A 25738-nucleotide genomic window follows, 5' to 3' on the forward strand; every position below is an offset into this window, starting at 1 on the left:
GTTCATAATTCTGTGTCATTCCTGTTTTTGAATATTTTACTGAAATGACACAGAATTATGAACACTACCATGGTTGTAGGCCTCAATCATCATTTGTACATGATGATAAGAACATTTATCCAATTAAATTTTTCTTTTCTACATCTGAAATTCTTGAATCATTTAATGATTTTGAAGATGAGTCATTGCCCGATAGTTTCAGAAAGTATGAAATGTTATCTTTTGCTTATGATCCTGGCTCTGACATCTATTCTATCTCTTTGAGTAAAGTTGATTTTGGTAAAGTGTATTTTTATGTCTTACATGAAGACGCTGAGATTTTTGGTATATGGAGTTCATTTCAGTTATTTATTGAGTCGATAGTTGATGATTCTAATGTGTAATTAATAAAAGCCGGAAATGTTTGATGATGTTTTCCGTTTTTGTCTGTCATTACGCTAATATCTAGTATGTTGGTGTGTAGTGGCATAGTGCTCTTGGGTACTTTAGCCCTGAAAACTTTGAATTAAAAATTAGTGTTTAACAAAGTGTCCACTATTACTGGGTCAGATCTTTTGCTAATTAATCAATATTTTCGGACACTTCTTTAATGAAACTCATATATTCTCCGCTCATTGGTACTTCGAAAGATAAAAGGCAGGCTAAAAATCTGACAAAAAATTCAAACAAAACAACCGTAACATCGCATTTCAATGAGACAGAAAACGCTGCGCGTTGACTGCCCCATCTTTAGCCGTTTGTTAAAAAATTTAGACTACTTTATAAACCTAACATATAATGTCCCTTTAGCTATATAACCACAAGCATATGAAACATAAGAATATTAGTGAAACGATTAATACGATATCTTCAGATCGTCTTAACAGTGATAGAAACTACTTTAATCTCACATCAAATGAAGAATGCTTAGGTCTATAATTGTGGAACTATGCACTCTCTGCATCATTTTTCAAACTAATTAGTATCTTTGAAGTAGCCTTACGGAACACTATTCATAGAGAACTATCACTGAAGCAAACCGTCAACAAGGGCACGCGTTTGATAATGATAGGTATGAATACCTAATCGCACAAAATCATTTACAAGAAAAAACTGTAGAACTTATTCGAAAAATGACCATCTTAGGTCAAAAAGAAGGCAAGTGGCTAGAGTTACCGGAGTAGATCATAGCAATCAAGGTTCCCTAGGGACTCAATGTCAAAATTAGATTATTAATCTAATTTTTAATTTGATAAAAATGCAAAAAAAAACCTTTTATTACATGATGTTAGTGAGTAATAAAAAGTTTATAACCTTTTACTATAATTGTGATTAATCTTCAACCATGATTACCTCAAAGCATTTACGCATTAACTAGTGAATTATTTATTATTTATTATTTATTCATCCATGGTGGTGCATAGCTGTTACATTCTATGAACTTGATTAATCTTATGATGACTTTGGGTTGTAAAATTTTACACGTTTCAACATTGTGTGCACTGTGTACATGGTCTTCAATAGCATTAGATGGATGTTAATATGTTTTTCTTGATTTTTTAATTCTAGAAATATGATGGCCAGCTGCGAAAATGATGTTGAGTTAATACTTTAGTAGATAAATGAAAAGTTAATTTATCATTTCAATATATCTTTGGCATTAATTTGTTATGAATAACTCATGTTGGAGGGGTATATATAAATAATATCTCGCCGAAAAAGTTTGTTATTGAGTTATTAAGCATTTCAATAAATGGAGAAGGCATGAAAGTTCAAAATCAAGCTATCATTACGTTTAAAAATATATCACCATCAAACAAGATGCAATGCAATGCTATCTGCTGCTTATCATGCGGAAAATGTGATAATAATATCATTCCTTATATTGAAAAGCATTCTTTATCTCCATCAGATGCAATAGAGCATGTTAGAAATCTTAATGAGAATGCCATGAGGGCACTTTGTTTATTAATATGCAATAAGTATTCATCTTACGATGAGCTAATTCATCATATTTGGGAAGGCCGTATTGTTGGCTCTGGTAGTTTGCCAGTTGTAATACATGAGGTCAGATTGTTTTTAAAAAAATGTCCATCTTTAAAGGTCGTGAATGTAAGAACAAAGGGGTACATGCTAGTCGAAACTAACTAGCTTAAATATATCGGAGAGCTTATGTTAAATACACGCTTAGAGCTAAATAAACGCATTGATAATAATGTGCAATTGAAATATACCGAACAAAAAATATTTGGTAATTCAAAAGAGATCATAGGATGTGAGGTTTTACTTGATTTTGAATATGCAAAAAAAAATCAAGTTGCATGGAAATATTTGACAATGATGCATAATGGTGCATCTTTGTTATCACTGATTGTTTATGTTAATGAAAGTATATTGCGTTATGTTAAATCAAATATTAATAAAGTTTTTATTAATGTCGAAAGAATTAGTCTTTGTAATTCACGGCACGTTGGTTTAATAACCAGGCTTAATGAAAAAATGTCAGAACACAACATAAGTTTGATTGTAGAAATAACTGAGAGAGGTTCGGATATACCATTTGTTGAAATTAAGAATGGATTGAAATCGCTTCAATGTAGTCATGTAAAGTTAGCAATGGATGATTATGATTATAAAAAAACAGATTTTAGATCTGATGAAATATTTGATTACGACTATATCAAAGTTGATTTTCCAAAAACAAAAGCTGAACTTGATAGTTTTAATAATTTTGTTTTTTTAACATCAATGTTTACATGTTTAATTGTTGAAAGAATTGAAAATGAAAATGATTTTTTTAGCGTTAAAAACAATCGAATCTGGGGATATCAAGGATTTGCTTTTTGTCAAAAAGAATCTTTTGAAGGCTGGTCCGATAACACGAGTGATAACAACGTATTTTAAATTGGAAAACATTGACGCAGCGCGACTTACTTCTTGATACAAAGGTAGACAAATGCCTATTGCGGATAATGCCACTAAGGATGTTCGCGCAAAAAATCTTCGTATTGGAATTATCGTTTCTACTACTACGTTGTTATATGAAAGTTGATAATAAGTATCATTCATGGTAAGGGGAGTGCGTTTATGATAAATAAACACTATATATCCTCTCTTATCCCCGCAGCACTATTAGGTTTTTTCTTGGTGGGCTGTAGCGGTGAGAGTCGTAACAATTTCATTGATCCAGATGCTGCCCGCTTAGTGGCACATCCACAAGTATTTGTACTCAAACAAGGTGAGACCCAGCGCGTTGATTTAACTCAATCGGTGGTTGCAAAAAATGTTGCTAGTTGGAAAATAGCCGACCTAGACGATAAGACTGGATTGGGCACAATACTTAACCCGCAAGCGACATATTTTGACTACCAAGCCACTCAGTCGGGGGCGGGTTCATTTAATTACACGGTCAAAGGTGACAACCTCACTGCGACCTCTCAAATCGTGTTAGCCGTCAATGCGGGTGAAACCCCAGGCAACAATATTCCAGTTGCCGATAATATCACCTTAAGTACGTTCAATAATGTCGATGCGATTATTGATTTGTCTGCCTATATTACGGATGCAGACGGTGACACGCTGCGCATCAATAAACTGGTTTCTGCATCGAATCGCTTTACGTTAAATGGCTTTCAAGTCACCTTTGCGCCCGATGGCTTTGTAGGGGTAGACCAAGCAGTTTACAGTGTTGACGATGGCCGTGGTGGCTATGCGTTAGCCTACATTGTAGTGACATCAAATGATGCCAATCCGCCAGCGCCTAATACCGCGCCGGTGGCTAAAGATGATAGCCTGTCAATGGATGTGGCTAAGCAGTCGGTATTAAACATCAACCTGAGTGGCCTTATCAGTGATGCGGATGGCGATAGCCTTAAGGTGGTTACGCTGTACAGTCATAATGACCGCGCAGTGCTCAAGGAAAATGCGAGTGTTGACTATACGCCAGGCAATTTCCGCGGCGTGGATCAGTTTACTTATTTAGTGTCTGACGGCAAAGGCGGCTATGATCTCGGCACGGTGACGGTCACAGTGGGTGACTCAACCCCACCGACCCCTCCGACGCCCTCGCTTGTTGCCTATCAACAAGCCTTTGTATTAGATGTAGACCAACTGCAGACGATTGATGTTACCCAATCTGTCACCAGTGAACACCTTGATGCTTGGTCACTGACCACAGTGCAAGACAGTACTAATCTGGGCGTGGTTTCAGCAAAAACAGCAACGACATTTAATTACTTAGCCCAAACGCCTGGCGTTGCTCAAATTGACTATAGCGTGCAAGGCGGCAGCTTATCGGCAAACTCAACCATTACGGTTGCCATCAACGCCCCTGTCACGCCAGATAATCATCGCCCTGAAGCGCAAGACACACAGCTTGAGACGTTGAATAACGCCAGCAAGACGATTGATTTGCAGGGCAAAATTAGCGATGTAGATGGCGATACGCTTTCGATAACACTGCACGGCAGCGCTCGTTTTAGCCTGAATGGTACTCAAGTGACCTTTACTCCCAACGGATTTGTTGGCTTGGATCAAGCCGTCTATAGCGTTGAGGATGGTAAAGGGGGCTATGCCCTAGCCAATATTGTGGCGATATCTGAGGACGCTAATCCGCCTGTTCCCAACATGGCGCCTACGGCGAATGATGCACAATTTACCCTTGATGTGGCCAAAAATGTGACATTCAACATCGATTTGGTGGCGCAACGTTTAATTGCGGATGCGGACGGAGATGCGCTCTCTATCGCACATATCTACACCGCCAATAATCGTGCCACCAAACAAGGTGCGACAGGCATCACTTATACCCCTGGCGCATTTCGTGGTGTAGACCAATTTACTTATGTGATTACCGATGGCAAGGATGGCTATGCCATAAATGCCATTACGGTGGTTGTTAATGACAGCACGCCTGCAAATAAAATTCCAACTGCAGGGCCTGTTACTGCCAAGATGTTGCACAATGACCCAGCTATCACCATTTCAGTCAACAGCGCTGTTAGTGATGCCGATGGTGATACACTGAAAATCGTAAGTATCTCTGGCGCACTAGGCCAAGCCAGTATCAACCCTGCTAACGCGTTAGAAATGTTGTATGAACCGAAGGGCTTTGTGGGAACTGACCGTTTTGTGTATGTCGTCAGTGACGATAACGGCGGCTATGCAATGGGTGAAGTGACGGTAACGGTCACCGACAGCAACCCTACTGCGCCAGTGGCTAACACGGTGCAAGAAAATACCTTGCTGGATACACCTATCAACATTGACCTGTCGGCTTATATTTCCGACAAGGAAACCGAAACGGCGAATTTAGTCATTAGCAATGTGACTAATGCAACATCGCCAGCAGTCGCGACCTTAAGTGGTCAAACCGTCATTTATACACCAAATGGCTTTACCGGTAATGATATTTTAACCTACACAGTTACTGATGGCCGCCACAGTACCAATGGTACAATCGTGATTAGCGTTAATGCCCATGGCGCGCACGCCATCCAAGCGGACAACCTAGAGGGCGGCACTGAGCCTAACGCACCATTCATCCATGACTTAAGTGCATTAATTAGCACCACCGACCCCACGGCAGGCGAGTTAATTGTTGTTAATGCCATTGGTGGTGCACTAGGTACTGCGACAGTCACCAATAATATTTTAACTTACACCCCTAAGTTGGGCGTCTTTGGTAAAGACAGGCTAATTTATACCGTAAAAGACAGCCATAACCCTGCTCATTATACGCAAGGAACGATTTCTATCACAATTTTTGCACCAGCCAAGCCTGAAATTACCAAGCTTGAAGCTAAAAAAGAAACCGATGGTTATCTGAAAGCCTATGTGACATGCCGAACTTGCGATGTAACGCAGTATAAGTACGCGTGGATAATTAACGGCCTTACCAAAAGCACCGGAGAAACCTATATCCCTACCGCTGCAGATGATGGTTTTAATATACGGCTTGAAGTGACAGGGCAAGATGCCTATGGCCAAGTGACCGAAATGCAGTATGTAGTGTATGCCTTCAGTAAAGTTGAGACAATTTTTTCAGATATGTACGCATTTGCTGCACTGAAAACTGATGGCTCAGTGGTCACTTGGGGGTACTCAGACTATGGCGGAGATAGCAGCAGCGTGGCAGGGCAGCTGACGTCCGGCGTTAAGGTGATTGACTCAACTAGCAGTGCATTTGCAGCCATCAAAGAGGATGGCAGCGTGGTCACTTGGGGGGACTCACCCTATGGCGGAGATAGCAGCAGCGTGGCAGGGAAACTGACCTCCGGCGTTAAGGTGATTTACTCAAATAGCAGTGCATTTGCAGCCGTCAAACAGGATGGCAGCGTGGTCACTTGGGGGAGCTATGGCGGAGATAGCAGCAGCGTGGCAGGGCAACTGACGTCCGGCGTTAAGGTGATTTACTCAACTGACAGTGAATTCGGTGCATTTGCAGCCGTCAAAGAGGATGGCAGCGTGGTCACTTGGGGGAACTCACCCTATGGCGGAGATAGCAGCAGCGTGGCTGGGCAACTGACCTCCGGTGTTAAGGTGATTTACTCAACTAACAATGCATTTGCAGCCGTCAAAGAGGATGGCAGCGTGGTCACTTGGGGGGACTCAGGCGCTGGCGGAGATAGCAGCAGCGTGGCAGGGCAACTGACCTCCGGTGTTAAGGTGATTTACTCAACTAACAATGCATTTGCAGCCGTCAAAGAGGATGGCAGCGTGGTCACTTGGGGGGGCTATGGCGGAGATAGCAGCAGCGTGGCAGGGCAACTGACGTCCGGCGTTAAGGTGATTTACTCAACTAACAATGCATTTGCAGCCGTCAAAGAGGATGGCAGCGTGGTCACTTGGGGGGACTCAGGCAATGGCGGAGATAGCAGTAGCGTGGCAGGGCAGCTGACGTCCGGCGTTAAGGTGATTGACTCAACTTACAGTGCATTTGCAGCCGTCAAAGAGGATGGCAGCGTGGTCGCTTGGGGGAACTCAGGCTATGGCGGAGATAGCAGTAGCGTGGCAGGGCAACTGACGTCCGGTGTTAAGGTGATTGACTCAACTACCAGTGCATTTGCAGTCGTCAAAGAGGATGGCAGCGTGGTCACTTGGGGGGGCTCATTCTATGGCGGAGATAGCAGCAGCGTGGCAGGACAGCTGACGTCCGGCGTTAAGGTGATTTACTCAACTAGCAGTGCATTTGCAGTCGTCAAAGAGGATGGCAGCGTGGTCACTTGGGGGGGCTCATTCTATGGCGGAGATAGCAGTAGCGTAGCTGATAAATTAGCCCCTAACCTATTTCTGATAGAAACCTCGATTAACTAATCTACATTGTCGTTGTTGACCAGCCAATGACACATGGGATCTTGAGTGGCACAGAAGAACGTGCAATCGGCGCAATTAACCTCTGTTGGTAAAGGCGAAACAGAGGTTAATTGCGGATAACACGACTGAAAATGGCCGTGCGATGAACCGTCGTGTTGAAATTACCATCCCTGAATTTACCGTGACCAAAACGGTAAAGTAATCAATAAAATAAATTATGTAATTAAAGGCGTTTGGATTGTGTTAACTCAAGCCTTCGAACACTCATTTTAATGAAGAGGTTATTTTTTATGCAAAACAAACACTCTATCTTTCCCTTGGCTCCTGCCGCACTACTGAGTTTACTCTTAGCGGGTTGCGGTGGTGACAAGGGCTTTCTTGACCCCGTTCCTGAAGTAAGCAGTTTAACTGCGTCACCACAAGTATTTGTACTCAAACAAGGTGAGACCCAGCGCGTTGATTTAACTCAATCGGTGGTTGCAAAAAATGTTGCTAGTTGGAAAATAGCCGACCTAGACGATAAGACTGGATTGGGCACAATACTTAACCCGCAAGCGACATATTTTGACTACCAAGCCACTCAGTCGGGGGCGGGTTCATTTAATTACACGGTCAAAGGTGACAACCTCACTGCGACCTCTCAAATCGTGTTAGCCGTCAATGCGGGTGAAACCCCAGGCAACAATATTCCAGTTGCCGATAATATCACCTTAAGTACGTTCAATAATGTCGATGCGATTATTGATTTGTCTGCCTATATTACGGATGCAGACGGTGACACGCTGCGCATCAATAAACTGGTTTCTGCATCGAATCGCTTTACGTTAAATGGCTTTCAAGTCACCTTTGCGCCCGATGGCTTTGTAGGGGTAGACCAAGCAGTTTACAGTGTTGACGATGGCCGTGGTGGCTATGCGTTAGCCTACATTGTAGTGACATCAAATGATGCCAATCCGCCAGCGCCTAATACCGCGCCGGTGGCTAAAGATGATAGCCTGTCAATGGATGTGGCTAAGCAGTCGGTATTAAACATCAACCTGAGTGGCCTTATCAGTGATGCGGATGGCGATAGCCTTAAGGTGGTTACGCTGTACAGTCATAATGACCGCGCAGTGCTCAAGGAAAATGCGAGTGTTGACTATACGCCAGGCAATTTCCGCGGCGTGGATCAGTTTACTTATTTAGTGTCTGACGGCAAAGGCGGCTATGATCTCGGCACGGTGACGGTCACAGTGGGTGACTCAACCCCACCGACCCCTCCGACGCCCTCGCTTGTTGCCTATCAACAAGCCTTTGTATTAGATGTAGACCAACTGCAGACGATTGATGTTACCCAATCTGTCACCAGTGAACACCTTGATGCTTGGTCACTGACCACAGTGCAAGACAGTACTAATCTGGGCGTGGTTTCAGCAAAAACAGCAACGACATTTAATTACTTAGCCCAAACGCCTGGCGTTGCTCAAATTGACTATAGCGTGCAAGGCGGCAGCTTATCGGCAAACTCAACCATTACGGTTGCCATCAACGCCCCTGTCACGCCAGATAATCATCGCCCTGAAGCGCAAGACACACAGCTTGAGACGTTGAATAACGCCAGCAAGACGATTGATTTGCAGGGCAAAATTAGCGATGTAGATGGCGATACGCTTTCGATAACACTGCACGGCAGCGCTCGTTTTAGCCTGAATGGTACTCAAGTGACCTTTACTCCCAACGGATTTGTTGGCTTGGATCAAGCCGTCTATAGCGTTGAGGATGGTAAAGGGGGCTATGCCCTAGCCAATATTGTGGCGATATCTGAGGACGCTAATCCGCCTGTTCCCAACATGGCGCCTACGGCGAATGATGCACAATTTACCCTTGATGTGGCCAAAAATGTGACATTCAACATCGATTTGGTGGCGCAACGTTTAATTGCGGATGCGGACGGAGATGCGCTCTCTATCGCACATATCTACACCGCCAATAATCGTGCCACCAAACAAGGTGCGACAGGCATCACTTATACCCCTGGCGCATTTCGTGGTGTAGACCAATTTACTTATGTGATTACCGATGGCAAGGATGGCTATGCCATAAATGCCATTACGGTGGTTGTTAATGACAGCACGCCTGCAAATAAAATTCCAACTGCAGGGCCTGTTACTGCCAAGATGTTGCACAATGACCCAGCTATCACCATTTCAGTCAACAGCGCTGTTAGTGATGCCGATGGTGATACACTGAAAATCGTAAGTATCTCTGGCGCACTAGGCCAAGCCAGTATCAACCCTGCTAACGCGTTAGAAATGTTGTATGAACCGAAGGGCTTTGTGGGAACTGACCGTTTTGTGTATGTCGTCAGTGACGATAACGGCGGCTATGCAATGGGTGAAGTGACGGTAACGGTCACCGACAGCAACCCTACTGCGCCAGTGGCTAACACGGTGCAAGAAAATACCTTGCTGGATACACCTATCAACATTGACCTGTCGGCTTATATTTCCGACAAGGAAACCGAAACGGCGAATTTAGTCATTAGCAATGTGACTAATGCAACATCGCCAGCAGTCGCGACCTTAAGTGGTCAAACCGTCATTTATACACCAAATGGCTTTACCGGTAATGATATTTTAACCTACACAGTTACTGATGGCCGCCACAGTACCAATGGTACAATCGTGATTAGCGTTAATGCCCATGGCGCGCACGCCATCCAAGCGGACAACCTAGAGGGCGGCACTGAGCCTAACGCACCATTCATCCATGACTTAAGTGCATTAATTAGCACCACCGACCCCACGGCAGGCGAGTTAATTGTTGTTAATGCCATTGGTGGTGCACTAGGTACTGCGACAGTCACCAATAATATTTTAACTTACACCCCTAAGTTGGGCGTCTTTGGTAAAGACAGGCTAATTTATACCGTAAAAGACAGCCATAACCCTGCTCATTATACGCAAGGAACGATTTCTATCACAATTTTTGCACCAGCCAAGCCTGAAATTACCAAGCTTGAAGCTAAAAAAGAAACCGATGGTTATCTGAAAGCCTATGTGACATGCCGAACTTGCGATGTAACGCAGTATAAGTACGCGTGGATAATTAACGGCCTTACCAAAAGCACCGGAGAAACCTATATCCCTACCGCTGCAGATGATGGTTTTAATATACGGCTTGAAGTGACAGGGCAAGATGCCTATGGCCAAGTGACCGAAATGCAGTATGTAGTGTATGCTTTCAGTAAAGTTGAGACAATTTTTTCAGCTAAGTACACATTTGCTGCACTGAAAACTGATGGCTCAGTGGTCACTTGGGGGTACTCAGACTATGGCGGAGATAGCAGCAGCGTGGCAGGGCAGCTAACGTCCGGCGTTAAGGTGATTTACTCAAATAGCAGTGCATTTGCAGCCGTCAAAGAGGATGGCAGCGTGGTCACTTGGGGGAGCTATTATGATGGCGGAGATAGCAGCAGCGTGGCAGGGCAGCTAACGTCCGGCGTTAAGGTGATTTACTCAACTGGCAGTGCATTTGCAGCCGTCAAAGAGGATGGCAGCGTGGTCACTTGGGGGAGCTATGGCGGAAATAGCAGCAGCGTGGCAGGGCAACTGACGTCCGGCGTTAAGGTGATTTACTCAACTGACAATGTATTCGGTGCATTTGCAGCCGTCAAAGAGGATGGCAGCGTGGTCACTTGGGGGGGCTCATCCTATGGCGGAGATAGCAGCAGCGTGGCAGGGCAACTGACCTCCGGCGTTAAGGTGATTTACTCAAATAGCGGTGCATTTGCAGCCGTCAAAGAGGATGGCAGCGTGGTCACTTGGGGGAACTCAGGCGCTGGCGGAGATAGCAGCCGCGTGGCAGGGCAACTGACCTCCGGTGTTAAGGTGATTGACTCAACTAACAATGCATTTGCAGCCGTCAAAGAGGATGGCAGCGTGGTCACTTGGGGGAACTCAGGCGCTGGCGGAGATAGCAGCAGCGTGGCAGGGCAACTGACGTCCGGCGTTAAGGTGATTTACTCAACTAACAATGCATTTGCAGCCGTCAAAGAGGATGGCAGCGTGGTCACTTGGGGGGACTCAGGCGCTGGCGGAGATAGCAGCAGCGTGGCAGGGCAGCTGACCTCCGGCGTTAAGGTGATTTACTCAACTGGCAGTGCATTTGCAGCCGTCAAACAGGATGGCAGCGTGGTCACTTGGGGGGACTCAGGCTATGGCGGAGATAGCAGCAGCGTGGCAGGGCAACTGACGTCCGGTGTTAAGGTGATTGACTCAACTAACAATGCATTTGCAGCCGTCAAAGAGGATGACAGCGTGGTTACTTGGGGGAGCTCAGGCAATGGCGGAGATAGCAGCAGCGTGGCAGGACAGCTGACGTCCGGCGTTAAGGTGATTGACTCAACTAGCAGTGCATTTGCAGTCGTCAAAGAGGATGGCAGCGTGGTCACTTGGGGGCGCTCATTCTATGGCGGAGATAGCAGTAGCGTAGCTGATAAATTAGCCCCTAACCTATTTCTGATAGAAACCTCGATTAACTAATCTACATTGTCGTTGTTGACCAGCCAATGACACATGGGATCTTGAGTGGCACAGAAAAACATACCATGATCGCAAAGGTACTGACTGAGTTCATGATTGATTTAGCTGCAGCAATGGCCAGAGATGATTATGAGACCAGGAGAAAGCGACAAGCGCAAGGCATCGAAAAGGCCAAAACCTTAGGCAAATACCTAGGGCGTCAGCCAGATCATGGATTAAGGCAGAACATTCGGTTATTACTCGATGAAGGAAAACGCTGGTCACAAGTACAGAGCTTACTAAAATGCAGTCGTTCTACCATCGCTAAAGCGGTCTGATTAAATCAGTCTAAACAGTGTGATTTAACTATCCAAGATTAAATCATGTAGTTATAAAGCGTTCATCGCCATCAGAGCGACAAATAAAGTATTGGCGTACCTCTTTATGGGTAAGCCCTTGAACCTTAAGCTTATTCTTATTGATAAAGATGGTGCCTGCATCACATTTTAAACATTTGGACAAGTTTTGCTTAAACTTTTGATTAAAATCGTTAACCTACACATTAATTCATTAGTTGCAATAGGATATAACATAATGAAATATAAACTAATTTTATTGACTTTTTTACCATTTTCATTTTCTACTCTGGCGTCAGAGCCCCCTTCTTATTTGCCATTTCAATCTTACTGGTATGCAGGTGCAGGCTTAGGTCAAGGCCATTACAGTAATGGCAGTAACCCACAGTCTTACGATAGCGTGCGTGACCGTTTTGCAGGTTCGGTGTATTTGGGTTATCAAGTTAACCCTTACCTTGCGCCGGAATTGAGTTATCAATTCCTAGGCAGTGCTTATGCCAATTATGAGCAAGGGCAGATTAGTGGTGATTTTCAACAGGTGGTCTTGGCGGCTCGCTTTGGTTATCCGCTAACGACATCCCTTTATCCTTATGTGAAGGTGGGTGGTGCCGGTTGGTTTGGTGACAGCGAAGGATTGCGCTCTGGCAGTGAGCGAGGATTCTCTCCTATTGTCGCTGCGGGTGTTGAATATGCATTTACCCCAAGACTGAGTGGGCGACTGGAACACCAGTACACCGACAGCTTAGGTGCTGATAGCATTGGTTACACGGACCATCACCTCACAACGTTGGGGTTGAGTTGGCGCTTTGGGCATTCCGCTCCGGTTACGGCTCCAACGCCTGAGGTGGTCACTCAAGTTGTTGAATTACCACCAGTGGTTCAAATCGTAGAAAAGCGCCAGTTTGTGTATTCAGAGCAGAAAGGCAACAGCTTGTTGTTTGCGCATAACTCCAGTGTATTGAATAACACATCGCAATTTGCTGATGTCGTTAGTTTTTTGAAACAACATCCAACAGCCTCTGCTGTGATTACAGGACATACCGATAGCACGGGCTCAGATAAATATAACCAATGGTTATCAGAGCGCCGCGCGATTTCTGTTGCAAATTACTTGGTTTCCCAAGGCGTGCAATCGGCGCAATTAACCTCTGTTGGTAAAGGCGAAACAGCATCGGTTGCGGATAACACGACTGAAAATGGCCGTGCGATGAACCGTCGTGTTGAAATTACCATCCCTGAATTTACCGTGACCAAAACGGTAAAGTAATCAATAAAATAAATTATGTAATTAAAGGCGTTTGGATTGTGTTAACTCAAGCCTTCGAACACTCATTTTAATGAAGAGGTTATTTTTTATGCAAAACAAACACTCTATCTTTCCCTTGGCTCCTGCCGCACTACTGAGTTTACTCTTAGCGGGTTGCGGTGGTGACAAGGGCTTTCTTGACCCCGTTCCTGAAGTAAGCAGTTTAACTGCGTCACCACAAGTATTTGTACTCAAACAAGGTGAGACCCAGCGCGTTGATTTAACTCAATCGGTGGTTGCAAAAAATGTTGCTAGTTGGAAAATAGCCGACCTAGACGATAAGACTGGATTGGGCACAATACTTAACCCGCAAGCGACATATTTTGACTACCAAGCCACTCAGTCGGGGGCGGGTTCATTTAATTACACGGTCAAAGGTGACAACCTCACTGCGACCTCTCAAATCGTGTTAGCCGTCAATGCGGGTGAAACCCCAGGCAACAATATTCCAGTTGCCGATAATATCACCTTAAGTACGTTCAATAATGTCGATGCGATTATTGATTTGTCTGCCTATATTACGGATGCAGACGGTGACACGCTGCGCATCAATAAACTGGTTTCTGCATCGAATCGCTTTACGTTAAATGGCTTTCAAGTCACCTTTGCGCCCGATGGCTTTGTAGGGGTAGACCAAGCAGTTTACAGTGTTGACGATGGCCGTGGTGGCTATGCGTTAGCCTACATTGTAGTGACATCAAATGATGCCAATCCGCCAGCGCCTAATACCGCGCCGGTGGCTAAAGATGATAGCCTGTCAATGGATGTGGCTAAGCAGTCGGTATTAAACATCAACCTGAGTGGCCTTATCAGTGATGCGGATGGCGATAGCCTTAAGGTGGTTACGCTGTACAGTCATAATGACCGCGCAGTGCTCAAGGAAAATGCGAGTGTTGACTATACGCCAGGCAATTTCCGCGGCGTGGATCAGTTTACTTATTTAGTGTCTGACGGCAAAGGCGGCTATGATCTCGGCACGGTGACGGTCACAGTGGGTGACTCAACCCCACCGACCCCTCCGACGCCCTCGCTTGTTGCCTATCAACAAGCCTTTGTATTAGATGTAGACCAACTGCAGACGATTGATGTTACCCAATCTGTCACCAGTGAACACCTTGATGCTTGGTCACTGACCACAGTGCAAGACAGTACTAATCTGGGCGTGGTTTCAGCAAAAACAGCAACGACATTTAATTACTTAGCCCAAACGCCTGGCGTTGCTCAAATTGACTATAGCGTGCAAGGCGGCAGCTTATCGGCAAACTCAACCATTACGGTTGCCATCAACGCCCCTGTCACGCCAGATAATCATCGCCCTGAAGCGCAAGACACACAGCTTGAGACGTTGAATAACGCCAGCAAGACGATTGATTTGCAGGGCAAAATTAGCGATGTAGATGGCGATACGCTTTCGATAACACTGCACGGCAGCGCTCGTTTTAGCCTGAATGGTACTCAAGTGACCTTTACTCCCAACGGATTTGTTGGCTTGGATCAAGCCGTCTATAGCGTTGAGGATGGTAAAGGGGGCTATGCCCTAGCCAATATTGTGGCGATATCTGAGGACGCTAATCCGCCTGTTCCCAACATGGCGCCTACGGCGAATGATGCACAATTTACCCTTGATGTGGCCAAAAATGTGACATTCAACATCGATTTGGTGGCGCAACGTTTAATTGCGGATGCGGACGGAGATGCGCTCTCTATCGCACATATCTACACCGCCAATAATCGTGCCACCAAACAAGGTGCGACAGGCATCACTTATACCCCTGGCGCATTTCGTGGTGTAGACCAATTTACTTATGTGATTACCGATGGCAAGGATGGCTATGCCATAAATGCCATTACGGTGGTTGTTAATGACAGCACGCCTGCAAATAAAATTCCAACTGCAGGGCCTGTTACTGCCAAGATGTTGCACAATGACCCAGCTATCACCATTTCAGTCAACAGCGCTGTTAGTGATGCCGATGGTGATACACTGAAAATCGTAAGTATCTCTGGCGCACTAGGCCAAGCCAGTATCAACCCTGCTAACGCGTTAGAAATGTTGTATGAACCGAAGGGCTTTGTGGGAACTGACCGTTTTGTGTATGTCGTCAGTGACGATAACGGCGGCTATGCAATGGGTGAAGTGACGGTAACGGTCACCGACAGCAACCCTACTGCGCCAGTGGCTAACACGGTGCAAGAAAATACCTTGCTGGATACACCTATCAACATTGACCTGTCGGCTTATATTTCCGACAAGGAAACCGAAACGGCGAATTTAGTCATTAGCAATGTGACTAATGCAACATCGCCAGCAGTCGCGACCTTAAGTGGTCAAACCGTCATTTATACACCAAATGGCTTTACCGGTAATGATATTTTAACCTACACAGTTACTGATGGCCGCCACAGTACCAATGGTACAATCGTGATTAGCGTTAATGCCCATGGCGCGCACGCCATCCAAGCGGACAACCTAGAGGGCGGCACTGAGCCTAACGCACCATTCATCCATGACTTAAGTGCATTAATTAGCACCACCGACCCCACGGCAGGCGAGTTAATTGTTGTTAATGCCATTGGTGGTGCACTAGGTACTGCGACAGTCACCAATAATATTTTAACTTACACCCCTAAGTTGGGCGTCTTTGGTAAAGACAGGCTAATTTATACCGTAAAAGACAGCCATAACCCTGCTCATTATACGCAAGGAACGATTTCTATCACAATTTTTGCACCAGCCAAGCCTGAAATTACCAAGCTTGAAGCTAAAAAAGAAACCGATGGTTATCTGAAAGCCTATGTGACATGCCGAACTTGCGATGTAACGCAGTATAAGTACGCGTGGATAATTAACGGCCTTACCAAAAGCACCGGAGAAACCTATATCCCTACCGCTGCAGATGATGGTTTTAATATACGGCTTGAAGTGACAGGGCAAGATGCCTATGGCCAAGTGACCGAAATGCAGTATGTAGTGTATGCTTTCAGTAAAGTTGAGACAATTTTTTCAGCTAAGTACACATTTGCTGCACTGAAAACTGATGGCTCAGTGGTCACTTGGGGGTACTCAGACTATGGCGGAGATAGCAGCAGCGTGGCAGGGCAGCTAACGTCCGGCGTTAAGGTGATTTACTCAAATAGCAGTGCATTTGCAGCCGTCAAAGAGGATGGCAGCGTGGTCACTTGGGGGAGCTATTATGATGGCGGAGATAGCAGCAGCGTGGCAGGGCAGCTAACGTCCGGCGTTAAGGTGATTTACTCAACTGGCAGTGCATTTGCAGCCGTCAAAGAGGATGGCAGCGTGGTCACTTGGGGGAGCTATGGCGGAAATAGCAGCAGCGTGGCAGGGCAACTGACGTCCGGCGTTAAGGTGATTTACTCAACTGACAATGTATTCGGTGCATTTGCAGCCGTCAAAGAGGATGGCAGCGTGGTCACTTGGGGGGGCTCATCCTATGGCGGAGATAGCAGCAGCGTGGCAGGGCAACTGACCTCCGGCGTTAAGGTGATTTACTCAAATAGCGGTGCATTTGCAGCCGTCAAAGAGGATGGCAGCGTGGTCACTTGGGGGAACTCAGGCGCTGGCGGAGATAGCAGCCGCGTGGCAGGGCAACTGACCTCCGGTGTTAAGGTGATTGACTCAACTAACAATGCATTTGCAGCCGTCAAAGAGGATGGCAGCGTGGTCACTTGGGGGAACTCAGGCGCTGGCGGAGATAGCAGCAGCGTGGCAGGGCAACTGACGTCCGGCGTTAAGGTGATTTACTCAACTAACAATGCATTTGCAGCCGTCAAAGAGGATGGCAGCGTGGTCACTTGGGGGGACTCAGGCGCTGGCGGAGATAGCAGCAGCGTGGCAGGGCAGCTGACCTCCGGCGTTAAGGTGATTTACTCAACTGGCAGTGCATTTGCAGCCGTCAAACAGGATGGCAGCGTGGTCACTTGGGGGGACTCAGGCTATGGCGGAGATAGCAGCAGCGTGGCAGGGCAACTGACGTCCGGTGTTAAGGTGATTGACTCAACTAACAATGCATTTGCAGCCGTCAAAGAGGATGACAGCGTGGTTACTTGGGGGAGCTCAGGCAATGGCGGAGATAGCAGCAGCGTGGCAGGACAGCTGACGTCCGGCGTTAAGGTGATTGACTCAACTAGCAGTGCATTTGCAGTCGTCAAAGAGGATGGCAGCGTGGTCACTTGGGGGCGCTCATTCTATGGCGGAGATAGCAGTAGCGTAGCTGATAAATTAGCCCCTAACCTATTTCTGATAGAAACCTCGATTAACTAATCTACATCTTAGTTATAAAGCGATATGTACTAGGGTCTGTTGAACTTTCGAGAGTGATTTTTAGACAGCATGGCAAGACGTTATAATTTGCTTCGCCAAAAGTAACCATAACCTCAAGCCATGCCAAGACTTATGCTAACCGATGCACGCTGGGAAAAGCTATTTCATTTAATGAAAAGCACAGGCCGTGTTTATGACAAACCTGAACATAGACAAACATTCGAAGGTATTCTTTACCGCCTTAGAACAGGTATCCCTTGGCGAGATTTACCTAAAGAGTTCGGTCATTGGAGCACTGTTTTTAGACGGTTGACCAGTACAGATACACCAGTTGTTTACAGTTTTGACAGACGAAACGATGGTGTTTTATGTTGGCTTGACGTATTTCTTGTAGTTCATGCTGCTCGTAGATCCAACTTAATGATTCAACCCAAATGGACTCATTACGCTCGGTATCTATAACAATAGGGATTTGGCGCTTAGTATTTTCCATAATCTCGCAGCTATTTATCATCTATCTGCTCCGTCCTAAATAGCGTTGACACTTTTCAAACTGATTTTGGAGAGTGTAATGACTTCAATAATTAAACGAACTCAACGTGATTATTCCCTCGCTTTTAAATTGGCGGTTGTCGACCAAGTGGAAAAAGGCGAGCTGACCTATAAGCAGGCTCAAGACAAGTACGGTATCTACCGTGTTAGTTTGGTTACGCAAGCATGGCAAACTGGATTGGTCCCTAGGAACACCGTCTACATCAATGCGAGGACAGTTGATGACTGAACCTACCACGCTCACTCCCGAGCAAAAGATAAAAGCCCTCGAAGCCATTGTCGAAAAACTCAGAACTGACTACGGGATATCCGTCGTAAAAAAAGCCACACGTGAAACGCTCCAGGAAAAAACGGACGTAGGTTACCACCTCGTCACTCAATGCTGTCGCTACCTTGACATCAGTCGCCAGGCGTATTATCAGCAATGTCAGCGGCAAAAAGGGGAGGGGAAGGTGTTGCAAACGGTACAATATGAGCGGTTGTTTCAACCGCGAGTCGGTACGCGTAAACTGCAGTATTTACTGAACAAAATGCATCAAATTGTGATAGGACGAGACCGGTTATTTCGCTGTCTTAGGGCGTATCGTTTGTTGGTCATGCCTACACGGGCGTACCATAAAACGACCAACAGCCACCATCGATTTAGGTGTCATCCCAGCTTGCTTAAACCCAGTGAGCCGCAAGTGAACATCACTCGTTCAGAGCAAGTCTGGGTGGCTGATATTACCTATCTACCACTGCAAAATAAGGGGTTTGAAGTCCAGCGGAACGAAAACGTACGCTAAGACTATTTGACCCCTTCTCAATAGATTTAGATGGATTTGAGTGGAAGGAACAAGCGTAGGTTTCCTGAGCTGAGAAGCGAGAAACCGAATTGTTCATAGAAGTGCAATGCTCGCTCATCAATGGCATCAACTACCATGGCGTAAATGGCTATCTCATCGCTGACGGCCAGCGTTCGCTTGATGGCATCGACCAACAACATTTTTCCCACCCCATGACTCTGAGCCGCTTGATTTACCGCTAACCTGCCAAGCAAGGCTGCAGGAACAGGATGTCGGGGCAGTTTACGAGCGTGAACTTGAGGCAACTGACTGAGTTCAATCGACAGAGTGGAGAGCGTGTAATAGCCCATAATATGAATTAGTCTCGACTTGATCTGACACATCGCCTTGAAAAGGTGAGAGTTACCAGTTTTGATTGTGGGTGTCGAATCCTTAATCAAAACCAAGGAGGTAACTCTCATGCTCCATAGTAACAATCCAATCATCAAACACAAAACAGGTTTACTCAATCTGGCAGAGGAACTGAGCAACGTCTCCAGAGCCTGCAAAGTCATGGGTGTGTCTCGTGATACGTTTTATCGTTACCGCGAGTTAGTGGACGATGGCGGTGTTGATGCACTGATCGAAAAAAGTCGTAGAAGTCCAAATCTCAAGAACCGTGTCGAAGAAGCTGTTGAACAGGCAGTGATGGAGTATGCGATTGAATTTCCCGCCCATGGCCAACACAGAACCAGCAATGAACTGCGCAAAAAAGGCGTGTTTGTTTCTGGCAGTGGTGTCCGCTCAATCTGGTTGCGACATGATTTAGAGAACTTTAAGAAGCGACTGAAAGCCTTGGAAGCCAAAGTAGCTCGCGATGGCATTCAACTTACTGATGAACAGATTGCGGCACTTGAGCGCAAAAAACACGACGATGAAGCCTGTGGTGAGATTGAAACCGCGCACCCAGGCTACCTTGGGTCGCAAGACACGTTTTATGTCGGAAACCTCAAGGGCGTTGGTCGTATCTATCAGCAAACCTATGTCGATACGTACTGCAAAGTCGCTCATTGCAAGCTCTATACTACGAAAACACCTATCACTGCAGCGGACTTATTGAACGACAAAGTATTGCCGTTTTACGAGTCACAGCAGTTGCCGGTGCTGCGTATTTTAACTGACCGTGGCACAGAGTATTGCGGCAAGGTCGAGCACCATGATTACCAGCTATATCTGGCGATTAATGATATCGACCACACGAAAACCAAAGCGATGTCGCCGCAAACGAATGGGATCTGCGAGCGGTTTCATAAGACGATCCTGAACGAGTTTTATCAGGTGACCTTCCGCAAAAAGCTGTACCAAACGCTGGAGGAGCTGCAAAAAGATCTGGACGAGTGGCTGTCTTACTACAACAATGAACGCACTCATCAAGGCAAAATGTGCAACGGCAGAACGCCAGTTGAAACATTGATTGATGGGAAACGGGTTTGGGCGGAAAAGAATCTGACTCGAATCTAATCTGACAGACACCAGCATAAAACTGGTAACTGTCAGATCAAGTCTGAGCTAGTACACATAATACTATTACGTTAGCCCAATGGAGGGCTACTCAGTCAAAGACCTATTTATCCGGACTTAAACAAACGATTCAGCTGCTGGCTGAAACACCCACCCTTGGGAAAAATAGACCCAAGGTACGTATGAATGTGTTTAGTTTTCCTTATTCACGTCACGTCATCTATTACATCCAACATGAACGGCTTTGTTTCCTAAATCGAGTCAGCGAACAACACTCTCATCATTGTTCAAATATCAAGCTACATAGTGGGTTTCAGGCATACTTAGCCCAGTCAGCTTGTTCAAAGCCCTAATCATCGCGTAAGTTTCTCCCACCTGAGCGTTATAATTCCGCATGCTCAACGTGCCTCCTAGCAGTTGTTTTATCCTGTACATAGCGGTTTCTGAGATTGAGCGGCGATGATAACCATACCGTTTTTTCCATTGCTTATTTGAGCCATGAAGCTGTTGCCAACTGACGGCTAAGTTTCGTGGATGCCCTTTTTCCCATAGCGCAGCACCTTCCCTAGGTGGGATCAGTACTAAAGCGCGTTTTCGACGAACGGCTTCGTGACAGGCTTTCGTGTCGTAAGCACCATCACCCGAGATATTGCGGATTTTTCGATGGGTTTGCTGAAGTAAATTGGGCATCACTTCAGCGTCTGTGACACCTGATAAACTGAGTTCTGCGGCAATAATTTCATGGCTATGTGTATCTACGGCAATATGCAGTTTACGCCACACTCTGCGCTTTCCATCTGTGCCATGTTTCTTCACTTTCCACTCACCTTCGCCATAGACCTTCAAGCCTGTCGAGTCGATAGCTAAGTGCTCAATGGCGCCGCGAGTCTTGGTTTTAAAAGCAATATTGACCGTTTTCGCGCGTTTACTGATACAGGTGTAATGCGGGCAAGATAATGGGATGTCACCCAGTTTAAACACCGAATTGATAAAGCCCTGTAAGGCTCTCAGTGGCATAGAGAAAATACGCTTAACCATCAACGCAGTGGTAATGGCTAAGTCGCTAAATAATTGAGGGCGACCTTTCTTGGGCGGCTCGACCTTGGCTTTCCACTTAGCAATTGCATCCTCATCAATCCAGAAGGTAAGTGAACCGCGGTTGATTAAGGCTTGGTTGTATTGCTTCCAGTTGGTTGTTTTATAGCGAGGCTTTGACACGGTTGATGGGTAAGTTGATAGGCGATGCCGATCAGATCTGCGGCTACGGTTTTAGTTCAACCTATTTAGGAAACAAAGCCATGTTCATCAAGTATCGTTAAAAATTAAATTTATATTTTTAATAAAAATAAATAATTTAAAAATTGTTTTTATGTAAACATCTTCGTGTAATAATTTGTTAATTAACTGACTAAACGGATGCTTGTTTCGCGCCAATATAACCGAGTGTCACTTTCGTGTTTACAACGACTTAATATTAATATCTTTTTAATAAAAGTTATAAGAGGACAAACAAATGTACAAATTTATTATTACCATTTTCGTAATGGCATTGTCATCAACAGCTATGGCTGACCAAGCTGGTTTTCAGTTTACTACGGGAGAACCTAAAACACAGGGCGGCTTCCAAGGTCCAAATGTCAAACAGGTGATTCGCAGTGTTGTGAGCGCGAACAATGCAAGTGATGACGATAAAGTTGAGTTAACAGGATATATTGTTTCTTCAATTGGAGACGATGATTATATATTCCGTGATGCCACAGGTGATATTAAGGCTAATATTGATGATGATTTATGGCATGGTTACACTGTAACGCCTGATACTAAGGTCATTATTCGTGGTGAAGTAGATAAAGATTGGTCTAAAGTGACTGTAGATGTAGAAAATATTCAAATTATACAGTAAATCATCAATGTATTTGTTGCGAGTTTGTAAAATTAGCTATTAAAACATAGTAGATAATTGCAATCGAGAAGCTGTGAGGTGTTGATACCTAAATGGATTAACCCTTTGCCTCCACTGGGACAGTTATCAGATGGTCAAATCTAAGTAACTTGAATTCGGGATAAAAAACTTTGAACTAATGGCCCTCCGGTATGTTTAGATCTTTCGACCAAGAAAAATCCCGTCACACCGGAGAGCCTGTGCATAAATTAGTAAGAGTGATTTGCGATGTCCATGATTTTTGGCTGTTTTCCTTCCTGACGGTATTGCGTGAAATATCTAATTGTTTGGCTATTGCCCGCTGCGGAAGGCTTTGCTTATGCAAAATTTGAATTTTCATAAGTTCTTCTTTTGTGATCAACGTGCCTACGAAAAGGCACCATAGTGAAAACAAGTGGCGTTGTTGCCTAAATCCATCTTAGGTAAGCCTTTTGCTAACAGGGTTCCTGGTATTAATTAACCCTCTGGCGAATAGGCATATCTAGTCCTATGATTTTGTTCATCACTTTCAATCAGCCAATGCCTCGCCGACTTGGCCGTTGTAGTCGCGCAGGCTCAACTTCTTGCTAATCAACCGCTTGTAACGATACATAGCTGTTTCTGACAGGGAGCGCTGGTGATAGTCATTCTCTTGCTTCCATCGTTTGAGTTCATTACTTTTCAACGCGCTGACGGCCTCGTTTCTGGGGTGACCATCTTCCCAATAACCCGCATTTTTTCGCAACGGTATCGAAGGTTTACTCCCTCTGCGTTGCAGCAACTTATGACAGTTTTTGGTGTCATAAGCGCCATCGGCTAACACTTGTTTTATCTTGCGCCTAATAACGTTGGTAGAACCTCACTGTCTGCCACACTCTCTAAACAGACTTCGGCTGTGATGACTTCATGTGTGGCCGCATCTGTCGCAAGATGTAATTTACGCCAAGAGCGACGTTTTTCCTTACCATGTTTACGCATTTTCCATTCACTCAGCCCTGTGACATCGACAACCAAGTGAAGTTAATTGCACATTAATCAAACCAAACAAGGAGTTGATAAAATTTTCTAGAGCTCGTCAGGGGAGATTAAACAAACCTTTGAGCATCAAGGCAGTTTCTATCGTGGTGTCGCTGTACTGAAATCCCCGACCTTGACCACCATGATGTTCAGTGCTACACCAGAGGTTGATTGCCTGCTCGTCTATCCAAAAAGCCAGTGAACCTCAGTTAGTCAACGCCTTGCTATATTCCGGCCAATTGGTGATGCGGTGCTTGGATTTGCCCATCTGATGCGGTTCCTGTGTGGTATTCACAGGATCTAATCGCATCTCAGGCGAAAGGTTCATTCATTTAGGCAACAACGCCAAAACAAGTGGATCAGTTTGCATTGTTGGTAACTGTTTGTGCACGTTTTCTTATACAAGTGTAATGCGGTCATTAAAGCAGAATATCACTCAGTTTAAACACTGAGTTGATAAAGCCTTGCAGGGTTCGTAGTGGCATAGAGAAAACACGTTTAACCATCAGCGCAGTGATAATGGCTAAGTCACTAAACACGCGAGGGCGGTCTTTCTCTGGTTGCTCGACCTTGGCTTTCCACTTGGCGATAGCGTCCCTCATCAATCCAGAAGGTCAGTGAACCGCGGTTGATTAAGGCTTGGTTGTATTGCTTCCAGTTGGTTGTTTTATAACGAGGCTTTGACACGGTTGATGGGTTAGTTGATAGGTGATGCCGATCAGATCTGAGGCTACGGTTTTAGTTCAACCGATTTAGGAAACATATATGGACGCACCTCATGATGCTATAGCCAATTAAAGGGGACAGTCGCTAACATATATCCGACGTCATCTCTGGCCACTAAATGGCCTGCGCCATGATGTAATACGCACCTTACTGTCTATTGAAAGCCCCGGTCTGTATGACCTGTTTCCTAATCAGAGTGCAGTAAGGATGGCTCACCGTTTCTTCATCAGTAATTGCAAACTCAGTTGCCATTCAAAATCATAATTCCCCAGTTATACAGCCTTAAAAGCCTTATGGATATCGCAACTGCTATCTGTCGCTAAAACCCGCCAAGCTATCCTACCAAGCTTGTTTGCCATTGCGACTATGGCTTTTGCTCTACCACGTCTTCCAATGATACTTCTTAGCCAATCGCCCATGGCATCGGTTCTGTTTATCCCGTACCGCATAACCGCCCGTGCACCATGGATTAGTAAGGTTCTTAAATCACGATTACCGCTCTTTGATAAAGAACCGAGAGAACTTTTCCCGGCAGAGCTATGTTGTTTAGGGACTAAATCCACACCAAGCTGAAAACTGCCGCCCATTTTGAAATTGGTTCCCGGTACCAACCTCACTGAGCAGTGCGGCTGTTAAAATAGGAGCAAAACTAGGAATACTCTTGATGGCATCATATCGAGGGTGCTGTTGTCCAAGCATCGTGATTTTACAGGTGAGCTCATCAATCCTTTCACCGATACCTATAAGGTCGCTATACAACGTGTGCAGTCCCCCCTCATTACATGAGATAGTTCATTCTCTGCGTCTTCGATTATCAGAGGTAAATAACTGTTCAGAGCCTTCATTGATAACGGAAATATAATGCCATATTCGGCAGATAAGCCTCTAATTTGATTAGCAAGTGCAGTTCGTTGTTCAACTAAACGTGCTCGAACACCTCGGAGAGATTTGAGATCTTGCTGCTCTACCGATTTAACGGGTACAAAGTGAATGTCTGGGCGAGAAAATGCCTCACATATTGCCCTCGCATCGTTGGCATCATTCTTTTACCTTCCTACGAATGGTTTAACATGTTGTGCGGGGATGAGGGCAACCTTAAACCCCTGTTATTGGAAGATTCTTCCCCTGTGATGCGATGTAGCACAACTCCATGGCTATAGTCGTGTTTTCAGGCAATTGACGGATAGTATCGAGTAGAGAACCTCGATTTACTTTCCGATTGGGTAAAATCGACCCAGAGATACTCAATACGCATACTTGAAAAGAATTTTTGGCTAAATCAATACCAACAACCTTGATAGATATGTTACTAACTCCTGCTCTGACTTGTACCTAAAGTTTGGTACAGCGACGCTAGAAAGGAGGTGCGTCCATCACATCAAAGCCTCGGTTATCTGACTCATCCTGACAACATCACACGGCGGTAGTCTCTGACGCGGGCTTTCGTAACCTTTTGTTTCGAAAGTCGAGTATCTCGGTAGGTGCTAGCGCGGAAGGT

General features: G+C 45.3%; 14 protein-coding genes and 6 pseudogenes. 13 read left to right on the top strand and 7 right to left on the bottom strand.

Features of this window, described 5'->3' with window-relative positions:
- Positions 1 to 44: 44 nt before the first annotated feature.
- The 9 genes and pseudogenes from SO_RS22625 to SO_RS22665 form a co-directional block, all read left to right on the top strand.
- Positions 45 to 383, top strand: coding sequence for an SMI1/KNR4 family protein (locus SO_RS22625; protein ID WP_164925949.1), 339 nt, complete (start codon positions 45 to 47; stop codon positions 381 to 383).
- Between the two features lie 1360 nt (positions 384 to 1743).
- Positions 1744 to 2130: a winged helix-turn-helix domain-containing protein gene (locus SO_RS22630; RefSeq protein WP_011074417.1), complete on the top strand. Its 387-nt coding sequence runs from the start codon at positions 1744 to 1746 to the stop codon at positions 2128 to 2130.
- A 21-nt stretch (positions 2131 to 2151) separates the two neighbouring features.
- The gene (locus SO_RS22635) at positions 2152 to 2883 is read left to right on the top strand and encodes an EAL domain-containing protein (RefSeq protein WP_011074418.1); all 732 of its coding nucleotides are present in this window, start codon (positions 2152 to 2154) and stop codon (positions 2881 to 2883) included.
- A gap of 183 nt (positions 2884 to 3066) precedes the next feature.
- On the top strand, positions 3067 to 7293 hold the full coding sequence (locus SO_RS22640) for an Ig-like domain-containing protein (protein ID WP_011074419.1): 4227 nt from the start codon (positions 3067 to 3069) through the stop codon (positions 7291 to 7293).
- Between the two features lie 290 nt (positions 7294 to 7583).
- Positions 7584 to 11816: an Ig-like domain-containing protein gene (locus tag SO_RS22645; protein WP_011074420.1), complete on the top strand. Its 4233-nt coding sequence runs from the start codon at positions 7584 to 7586 to the stop codon at positions 11814 to 11816.
- Positions 11816 to 12133: pseudogene (locus SO_RS22650) on the top strand (recombinase family protein); the annotation flags it as partial. The gene SO_RS22645 and the pseudogene SO_RS22650, both read left to right, overlap by 1 nt.
- A gap of 256 nt (positions 12134 to 12389) precedes the next feature.
- A complete protein-coding gene (locus tag SO_RS23140) occupies positions 12390 to 13418 on the top strand; it encodes an OmpA family protein (RefSeq protein WP_011074421.1) in 1029 nt (342 codons plus the stop codon).
- A gap of 88 nt (positions 13419 to 13506) precedes the next feature.
- On the top strand, positions 13507 to 17739 hold the full coding sequence (locus tag SO_RS22660; protein ID WP_011074420.1) for an Ig-like domain-containing protein: 4233 nt from the start codon (positions 13507 to 13509) through the stop codon (positions 17737 to 17739).
- Positions 17740 to 17859: 120 nt separating this feature from the next.
- A pseudogene (locus SO_RS22665) lies at positions 17860 to 18048 on the top strand (transposase); the annotation flags it as partial.
- On the opposite strand, the gene SO_RS22670 reads toward SO_RS22665, so the two are convergent.
- The gene (locus SO_RS22670) at positions 18041 to 18253 is read right to left on the bottom strand and encodes a hypothetical protein (protein WP_238560624.1); all 213 of its coding nucleotides are present in this window, start codon (positions 18251 to 18253) and stop codon (positions 18041 to 18043) included. The pseudogene SO_RS22665 and the gene SO_RS22670 sit on opposite strands and share 8 nt — an antisense overlap.
- Positions 18254 to 18310: 57 nt before the next feature.
- On the opposite strand from SO_RS22670, the pseudogene SO_RS22675 reads away from it, so the two are divergent.
- Positions 18311 to 19037 (top strand): annotated as a pseudogene (locus SO_RS22675) (transposase family protein); the annotation flags it as partial.
- A 65-nt stretch (positions 19038 to 19102) separates the two neighbouring features.
- Here the strand turns inward: SO_RS22675 and SO_RS22680 are convergent.
- Entirely contained in the window at positions 19103 to 19537 is a 435-nt protein-coding gene (locus tag SO_RS22680) for a GNAT family N-acetyltransferase (protein WP_238560616.1), read from the bottom strand.
- Here SO_RS22680 and SO_RS22685 point away from each other — a divergent pair.
- Both SO_RS22685 and SO_RS23360 read left to right on the top strand, forming a co-directional pair.
- On the top strand, positions 19536 to 20576 hold the full coding sequence (locus SO_RS22685; RefSeq protein WP_011073373.1) for an IS481-like element ISSod13 family transposase: 1041 nt from the start codon (positions 19536 to 19538) through the stop codon (positions 20574 to 20576). The genes SO_RS22680 and SO_RS22685 overlap by 2 nt on opposite strands.
- 65 nt (positions 20577 to 20641) lie before the next feature.
- Positions 20642 to 20929: a type II toxin-antitoxin system RelE/ParE family toxin gene (locus SO_RS23360; RefSeq protein ID WP_274544498.1), complete on the top strand. Its 288-nt coding sequence runs from the start codon at positions 20642 to 20644 to the stop codon at positions 20927 to 20929.
- Here the strand turns inward: SO_RS23360 and SO_RS22695 are convergent.
- The gene (locus SO_RS22695; protein WP_011074424.1) at positions 20871 to 21794 is read right to left on the bottom strand and encodes an IS5-like element ISSod12 family transposase; all 924 of its coding nucleotides are present in this window, start codon (positions 21792 to 21794) and stop codon (positions 20871 to 20873) included. The genes SO_RS23360 and SO_RS22695 overlap by 59 nt on opposite strands.
- 295 nt (positions 21795 to 22089) lie before the next feature.
- Here SO_RS22695 and SO_RS22700 point away from each other — a divergent pair, with 295 nt between their 5' ends.
- The gene (locus SO_RS22700) at positions 22090 to 22479 is read left to right on the top strand and encodes a YgiW/YdeI family stress tolerance OB fold protein (protein ID WP_011074426.1); all 390 of its coding nucleotides are present in this window, start codon (positions 22090 to 22092) and stop codon (positions 22477 to 22479) included.
- Positions 22480 to 22702: 223 nt separating this feature from the next.
- On the opposite strand, the gene SO_RS23595 is transcribed toward SO_RS22700, so the two are convergent.
- The 4 genes and pseudogenes from SO_RS23595 to SO_RS22720 form a co-directional block, all read right to left on the bottom strand.
- Positions 22703 to 22858: a hypothetical protein gene (locus tag SO_RS23595; protein ID WP_405130467.1), complete on the bottom strand. Its 156-nt coding sequence runs from the start codon at positions 22856 to 22858 to the stop codon at positions 22703 to 22705.
- Positions 22859 to 22970: 112 nt separating this feature from the next.
- Positions 22971 to 23782, bottom strand: a pseudogene (locus SO_RS22710) (IS5 family transposase).
- A gap of 109 nt (positions 23783 to 23891) precedes the next feature.
- Positions 23892 to 24201: pseudogene (locus SO_RS22715) on the bottom strand (transposase); the annotation flags it as partial.
- Positions 24202 to 24512: 311 nt separating this feature from the next.
- Positions 24513 to 25545: pseudogene (locus tag SO_RS22720) on the bottom strand (IS110-like element ISSod21 family transposase).
- Positions 25546 to 25738 lie beyond the last annotated feature (193 nt).

It is taken from the genome of Shewanella oneidensis MR-1, from assembly GCF_000146165.2.
Taxonomy (GTDB): Bacteria; Pseudomonadota; Gammaproteobacteria; order Enterobacterales; family Shewanellaceae; genus Shewanella; species Shewanella oneidensis.

Coding starts and splice junctions, on each gene's coding strand:
- SO_RS22625 (WP_164925949.1), top strand. CDS start 45: ATGACACAGAATTATGAACACTACCATGGTTGTAGGCCTCAATCATCA.
- SO_RS22630 (WP_011074417.1), top strand. CDS start 1,744: ATGAAAGTTCAAAATCAAGCTATCATTACGTTTAAAAATATATCACCA.
- SO_RS22635 (WP_011074418.1), top strand. CDS start 2,152: ATGTTAAATACACGCTTAGAGCTAAATAAACGCATTGATAATAATGTG.
- SO_RS22640 (WP_011074419.1), top strand. CDS start 3,067: ATGATAAATAAACACTATATATCCTCTCTTATCCCCGCAGCACTATTA.
- SO_RS22645 (WP_011074420.1), top strand. CDS start 7,584: ATGCAAAACAAACACTCTATCTTTCCCTTGGCTCCTGCCGCACTACTG.
- SO_RS23140 (WP_011074421.1), top strand. CDS start 12,390: ATGAAATATAAACTAATTTTATTGACTTTTTTACCATTTTCATTTTCT.
- SO_RS22660 (WP_011074420.1), top strand. CDS start 13,507: ATGCAAAACAAACACTCTATCTTTCCCTTGGCTCCTGCCGCACTACTG.
- SO_RS22670 (WP_238560624.1), bottom strand. CDS start 18,253: ATGATAAATAGCTGCGAGATTATGGAAAATACTAAGCGCCAAATCCCT.
- SO_RS22685 (WP_011073373.1), top strand. CDS start 19,536: ATGCTCCATAGTAACAATCCAATCATCAAACACAAAACAGGTTTACTC.
- SO_RS22680 (WP_238560616.1), bottom strand. CDS start 19,537: ATGAGAGTTACCTCCTTGGTTTTGATTAAGGATTCGACACCCACAATC.
- SO_RS22700 (WP_011074426.1), top strand. CDS start 22,090: ATGTACAAATTTATTATTACCATTTTCGTAATGGCATTGTCATCAACA.
- SO_RS23595 (WP_405130467.1), bottom strand. CDS start 22,858: ATGAAAATTCAAATTTTGCATAAGCAAAGCCTTCCGCAGCGGGCAATA.